The 6583-nt window shown below is 70.6% G+C and carries 5 protein-coding genes; all 5 read left to right on the plus strand.

The window, feature by feature from the left end; genetic code table 11:
- On the plus strand, positions 1-684 hold a 684-nt coding region (locus ACESL7_RS04865; RefSeq protein ID WP_372892006.1), incomplete at its 5' end, for a fumarylacetoacetate hydrolase family protein.
- An 86-nt stretch (positions 685-770) separates the two neighbouring features.
- Complete coding sequence (locus tag ACESL7_RS04870; protein WP_372892008.1) at positions 771-2747, plus strand: calcium-binding protein; 1977 nt, start codon at positions 771-773, stop codon at positions 2745-2747.
- Positions 2748-2967: 220 nt separating this feature from the next.
- On the plus strand, positions 2968-3861 hold the full coding sequence (locus tag ACESL7_RS04875; protein ID WP_372892010.1) for a glycosyltransferase: 894 nt from the start codon (positions 2968-2970) through the stop codon (positions 3859-3861).
- A gap of 50 nt (positions 3862-3911) precedes the next feature.
- Complete coding sequence (locus ACESL7_RS04880; protein WP_372892012.1) at positions 3912-5225, plus strand: oligosaccharide flippase family protein; 1314 nt, start codon at positions 3912-3914, stop codon at positions 5223-5225.
- Between the two features lie 144 nt (positions 5226-5369).
- Positions 5370-6583, plus strand: a 1214-nt coding sequence (locus ACESL7_RS04885; RefSeq protein WP_372892013.1) for a beta-ketoacyl synthase N-terminal-like domain-containing protein, incomplete at its 3' end; no start/stop codon positions are given.

The following is a 6583-nucleotide window of genomic DNA, read 5'->3' on the forward strand; positions in this document are numbered from 1 at the left end:
TTCGATCCGCCCGCGGTGCCGGGCATTCCCGTGGCGGGCGAGCGGGCGCTCTATCCCGTCGGGCGGATCTTCTGCGTCGGGCGGAACTACGCCGCGCACGCGGCCGAGATGGGAGTCGAGGTCGACCACGACGCGCCCTTCTACTTCACCAAGTCGCCCTCGGCCTGCCTCGCCTCGGGGAGCGTCCTGCCCTACCCGCCGGGGACCGAAGACCTGCACCATGAGATGGAGCTCGCGCTCGCCATCGGCGCCCCGGCCTTCCGCGCGAGCGCGGACGCCGCCGCGGCGGCGGTCCATGCCTACGGCTGCGCGCTCGACATGACCCGGCGCGACCTTCAGAAGGCGGCGAAGGAGACGCGCCGGCCCTGGGATCTGGGCAAGGACTTCGAGGGCTCCGCCGTCTTCGGCCCGCTCACGAAGGCGGCCGAGATGGCCCCGCTGGGTCCGCAGCGCATCCGGCTGGAGGTCAACGGAGAGACGCGGCAGGACGCGACGCTGGATCAGCTCATCCATCCCGTCCCTGCGCTGGTCGCGCATCTGTCGCACTTCTACCACCTGCGCCCCGGGGACCTCATCCTGACCGGCACGCCCGCGGGCGTGGGAGCGGTCGGACCGGGCGACCGGCTCAGCGGGAGCATCGAGGGCCTTGCGCCGGTCACGCTGGAGATCGGCGCGCCGGCCTGACCCCAAGCCCGCCGCATGGCGAAAGGTACTGGATCGGACAGCGCCGCCGGGCCATCATGAAGCGACGCTGCGGACGGGAGGCTGCGATGCGCGCGATGGCGGCACGGTTGCTCGCCGCGGTCCTGATGGGCGCCACGGCCGCGAGCGCCGCGGCAGAGGCGCCGACCCCGGCAGCCCGCGGGCTTGCGGATCCGGCGCTCGCCATGGGTCTGCGGGGCATCGCGGACTGGCAGACGCAGCAGCCCTTCGTCGACCGGATGAAGACCGCGCGGCCATGGATCGGCCACACGAACGACACCTGGGGTCAGTGGGACCACGACGACCTCGTGGCCGGCGGGCACATCGACGCCGCGGGCTGGCCTGTCAGCCTGCCCGAGGGCGCCGACCGGCTCGAGGCGCTGGTCCTGACCGACATGCCGGAAAGCGCGTCCTACCTCGCGGGGCGCTACGTGCTGCGCTGGGAGGGCGCGGGCCATGTCGAGATCGGGGGACGCGTCCGGCTTCGCGCCCACCGGCCGGGCGAGATCGTCTTTCACTACGCCCCCGGCCCCGGGCTGGTCGCGGTCCGCGTGAAGGAGACCGACCCCGAGGGAACCGGCGACCACATCCGCAACATCACGCTGGTGCGCGAGGATCAGCGCGCGCTGCACGCGGTCGGGGCACTCTTCAACCCGCGCTGGATCGCCCGGGTGCGCGATCTTCGGATGCTGCGCTTCCTCGACTGGATGGACACCAACGGCTCCGAGTTCGCAGAGTGGCAGGACCGGCCGCGGCTGCACGACATGACATGGTCCGGGCCGAACGGCGTCCCGGTCGAGGTCATGGTGGCGCTCGCCAACGAGATCGGGGCCGACCCGTGGTTCACCCTGCCGCATCGCGTGGACGACGACTTCGTGCGGCGCTTCGCCACCTATGTCCGCGACAATCTCGACCCGCGGCTTCGCGTTCACGCCGAGTATTCCAACGAGCTCTGGAACTTCGGATTCCCGCAGGCGCACTGGGCGAGGCAGCAGGCCGAGGCGCGCTGGGGCGCGGCGGCGGAGGGCGACGGCTGGGTTCAGTTCGCGGGCCTGCGCGCCGCCGAGGTGGCGGACCTCTGGCGCGATGTCTTCGGCGCGGCCGACGGCGACCGTCTGCGCACCGTGATCGGTGTGCACACAGGCTGGCTCGGGCTGGAAAAGCCGCTTCTCGAAGCGCCGCTCGCGGTGGCGGAAGGCCGTCCGCCGCCGGCCGAGAGCTTCGATCACTACGCGGTGACGGGATATTTCGGCGGCGACCTCGGCGGCGACACCCTGGCGCCGACGGTGCGCGACTGGCTCGAGGAGGGGGAGGCCGCCGCGACCGCCCGGACAGCGCAGGCGGTCCGCACGGGCTCCCTCGCGCGGCTGACGCAGGAACTCTGGCCCTATCACGCCGACGCCGCCGAGCGATACGGCCTGACGCTGGCCATGTACGAGGGCGGGACGCACATCGTCGGGCGCGACGGCTGGGAAGAGGACGCCGCGCTGACCGCGTTCTTCACGAGCTTCAACTACACGCCCGAGGTGGCCGCGCTCTACGAGACGCTTCTGGATCACTGGCGCAGCATCGCCGACACACCCTTCAACGCCTTCGTGGCCGTGAGCAGGCCCTCGCGCCACGGGAGTTGGGGGGCGCTGCGCCATCTTGGCGACGACAATCCGCGCTGGGACGCGCTGATGGCGCACAACGCGGAGGCGAGGCCCGGCGACGCGCAGCGCGCGGACGGCACCTTCCTGCACGGGGTCCTGCGGGAGGGCGGCGCGGGGGCCGACACGCTGATCGGCACCCCCGAGGAGGATACGCTTCTCGGCGGGCCGGGCGACGACCGTCTCGTGTCGCACGGCGGGGCGGACCGGCTGCACGGCGGGCCGGGTCGGGATCGCGCGGTGCTGCCGGGCGGCGCGGGCGACTGGCGGTTTCACACCGAGGAGGACACGGTGATCGCAACCCGCGCCGGCACGCGGGTGCGCATGGTCGAGGTGGAAGAGGTGGGTTTCGCCGACGATCCGGCGCTCGTGTTCCTGACCGCCTCGCTGCGCTGACCACCGCGCGGTGCGCACCGGCCTCAGCGGCATCGCGCCGGGCATGGAGGCGCGCCGTCGTCGTGCATCGCGGCCCGTACCCTGCGCCCTGGGGCCCATTCACGGATTCGCCCTTTTCTCGCCGCACCGCCGCGATACAACATCATGGCCGGCGTGATCCGAACACTGCCGTCGGACCATCCCGGCCGAAGAGACGCCGAAGGGACGCGGACCGCCCGCCATGACATCCAAAACGCCGCGCGACGCGCAAATCGCCGCCACGCCCGTCCCTGCGGCCGGGCGCGGGCTGTCGGTGATCGTGCCCACGCACAACGGCGCGGCAACGATCGGGCGCTGCCTCGCCGCCGTGGTCGAAAGCGCGGTGCCGCGCGACCTGCCGGTGGATGTCGTGATCGCCGCGAACGGCTGCACCGACGCCACGGTGGAAATCGCGGAGAGCTTTGCGCCGCGGTTCGAGGCCCGCGGCTGGGCGCTCCGGGTGCTGGACCTGCCGCAGAGAGGCAGGATCGCTGCACTCAACGCCGGCGACGCCGCCGCGCTGGGCAGACTGCGCGCCTATCTCGATGCCGACGTGAAGGTGAGCAAGCCACTTCTCGGGCAGATCATCACCGCACTCGACCGCGACGCGCCGACCTATGCCAGCGGCCACCTGCGCATTCCGCGCCCCACGACGGCAGCGAGCCGCGCCTACCGGCGTTTCTATCTCGGCGTGCCCGTCGTCGCCCAGGGCGCACCGGGCTGCGGTTTCTTCGCGGTGAACGCGGCCGGCCGCGCGCGCTGGGACAGCTTTCCCGAAGTGATGGCCGACGACATATTCGCCCGCCTCAACTTTGCCCCGCATGAGCGGATCGGCGTGCCCGCCGGCTATGACCGGCCTCTGGTCGAGGGCTGGTCGAGGCTCGTGCAGGTGCGCCGGCGGCAGGATGAGGGCGCGGCCGAAATCGCACGCCGCTTTCCCGACCTCGTTGCCAACGAGGACAAGCCCCGCGCCGGCATCGGCGCGCTGCTGCAGCGCGCGGCGGCTGATCCGGCGGCCTTTGCGGTCTACGCGGGAGTCGCGGGCGCCGGCCGCCTTGGCCCGCGCGGCGGACCGGGGCGGAGCCACAGCCGATGAGGGCGGGAATCGCTGGCCTCATGCGCGGCGGGTCGCTGAAGAGCCGGGCGATGCGCAGCTCCGGCTTCTCCACGCTCGGCTTCGGGGCCCATCAGGCGCTGCGGCTCGGCAGCAATCTCGTTCTCACACGTCTGCTGTTTCCAGAGGCCTTCGGGATGATGGCGCTCGTCGCGATGATCCTGCAAGGGCTCGCGATGTTCTCCGACACGGGCGTACGGCCGGCGATCCTGCGCAGCGCGCGCGGCGACGACATGGACTTCCTGAACACGGCCTGGACGATCCAGGTCGGACGCGGCTTCCTGCTCTGGATCGCGGCCTGCGGTCTGGCGTGGCCGCTGGCCGCCTTCTACGGTGAACCGGAGCTCGCCGCGTATCTGCCCGTCGCGGCGCTTTCGCTCATTGTCGCCGGGTTCAACCCGACACGCCGGCACACGGCGAACCGGCACCTGCGGATCGGCCGGGTCACTGCGATCGAGATCGTCGCGCAGACACTCAGCCTGCTCATGACGATCGGGCTCGCGGCGCTGCTTGCCTCGGTCTGGGCGCTGGTTTTCTCTCACGTCATAGGCGCGATGGTGTCGCTGATCCTCGCGACGCTCTTTCTGCCGGGCAAGTGGAACCGGCTTCGCTGGGACCGAAGCGCGGCGCAGGAACTCATATCCTTCGGCAAGTGGATCTTCCTGTCCACGGCAGGGGGCTTCTTCTTCACGCAGGGCGACAAGATCGTGCTCGGGCGCTACCTGTCGCTCGAGACCTTCGGAATTTACAACATCGGCTTCTTTCTGGCGAGCTTCCCGCTGATGCTGGGACGGCTGGTCACGAACCGCGTCCTGATCCCGATCTACCGGGAGCGTCCGCCGGACGCGAGCGCGGACAACTTCGCCGCCCTGCGCAAGATGCGGGTGCTCGTCACCTCGACGCTGCTCACCCTGCTCATGGTCGCGGCCTACGCCGGGGCCTGGGCGGTCGAAGTGCTCTACGATCCGCGCTACGCGATGGCGGGCGCCGTCGTCGTCATGATCGCGGCGATGCAGGTGCCGCAGGTCGTCGGGCTGACCTACGATCAGGCGGCCCTCGCGGCAGGCGATTCGAGGCGCTTCTTCATCCTGACGGCGACCAAGGCGTCGCTGGCGCTGGCCGGTCTCGTGATCGGCTTCGAAGTCGCCGGGCTTGCCGGGGCACTGATCGCGCAGGGTATCGGCTTTCTGATGGCCTATCCCGTGCTTGTCTGGCTCGCGCGGCGGCAAGGGGCTTGGGATCCGGCGCATGATGCGCTATTCATCGTACTCGGCACGGTGCTCGCCGCAGGCGCGATCTGGGTCAACTGGCCGTCCGTGGCGCCGCTGTTCGCCGAACGCATGTGACACCGTTGTGCACTGACAAGGCACGGCAGCACATCCATCCCTAGCCTTGTGCTGATCGGTCACCTTCCACCTGCCCGAGATCCGTCACAGAATCCGCCCATTCAGGTGAGAGACGGACGAGGACCGCAGAAAAGAGTTCACGGAATGAGTCGCGACACTCCGAATGCATCCGCAGGTGACGACGATATCGCCATCGTCGGACTGGCCGCCCGCCTGCCGGGTGCGGACAGCGTCGATGCATACTGGCGCCTCCTGCGCGAGGGGCGGCGGGCGATCCGCCGCCTCACGCAGGAGGAGTTGCGCGCTGCGGGCGAATCGCAGGCCACGATCGGCCGCAAGGACTATGTCCCCTACGCCGCGCCGCTGGAGCGGTTCGAGCACTTCGACGCGGCCTTCTTCGGGCTTTCGCCCAAGGAGGCGGCGATCATGGACCCGCAGCACCGCCAGTTCCTCGAGACCGCCTGGGAGGCGCTGGAGGTGGCGGGCCACCCGCCCGAGAGCGTCGAGGGGCCGGTGGGCGTCTTCGCCGGCTGCGGGATGGGCAGCTACTTCTATTTCAACGTCTGCTCGCACCCCGAGCTCCTGCGCGACACGGGGATGTTCCTGCTGCGCCACACGGGCAACGACAAGGATTTCCTCTCCACCCGGCTCAGCCACATTCTCGACCTGCGCGGCCCGTCGCTGACGCTGCAGACCGCCTGTTCCACCTCGCTGGTGGCGACGCACTACGCCGCGCAGGCGCTCCTGAACGGCGAATGCGACATGGCGCTTGCGGGGGGCGTGACGATCGAGCTGCCGCAGGGGCGCGGCTATCTCTACAAGGAGGGCGAGATCCTCTCGCCCGACGGCGAATGCCACGCCTTCGACCACCGGGCGCAAGGCACCGTCTTCGGCTCGGGCGCGGGGGTCGTCGTGCTGCGGCGGCTGGCGGACGCGGTGGCCGACGGCGACCATATCTGGGCCGTGATCAAGGGCAGCGCGGTCAACAACGACGGATCGGACAAGGCGGGCTACCTCGCGCCCTCGGTGGGCGGTCAGGCCGAGGCGGTGGCGGACGCGCAGGCCATCGCCGGCATCACCGCCGATACGGTCGATTACGTCGAGTGCCACGGCACCGGCACCTACCTGGGCGATCCCATCGAGGTGGCCGCGCTCACGCAGGCCTTCCGCGAGACGACCGACGCCACCGGCTATTGCCGCATCGGCTCGGTCAAGACGAACATCGGGCATCTGGACACCGCGGCCGGGGTGGCGAGCCTGATCAAGGCATCGCTTGCCCTGCACCACCGGGAAATCCCGCCCAGCCTCGGCTTCGAGGCGCCCAATCCGGCCATCGACTTCGAGAACAGCCCCTTCCG

Source organism: Rhodosalinus sp. (assembly GCF_041685465.1).
In the GTDB taxonomy this organism is placed as follows: Bacteria; Pseudomonadota; Alphaproteobacteria; order Rhodobacterales; family Rhodobacteraceae; genus Rhodosalinus.

Bases quoted from the DNA above. Each gene is read 5' to 3' on its own strand.
- ACESL7_RS04870 (WP_372892008.1), top strand. From the start codon at position 771: ATGCGCGCGATGGCGGCACGGTTGCTCGCCGCGGTCCTGATGGGCGCC.
- ACESL7_RS04875 (WP_372892010.1), top strand. From the start codon at position 2,968: ATGACATCCAAAACGCCGCGCGACGCGCAAATCGCCGCCACGCCCGTC.
- ACESL7_RS04880 (WP_372892012.1), top strand. From the start codon at position 3,912: ATGCGCAGCTCCGGCTTCTCCACGCTCGGCTTCGGGGCCCATCAGGCG.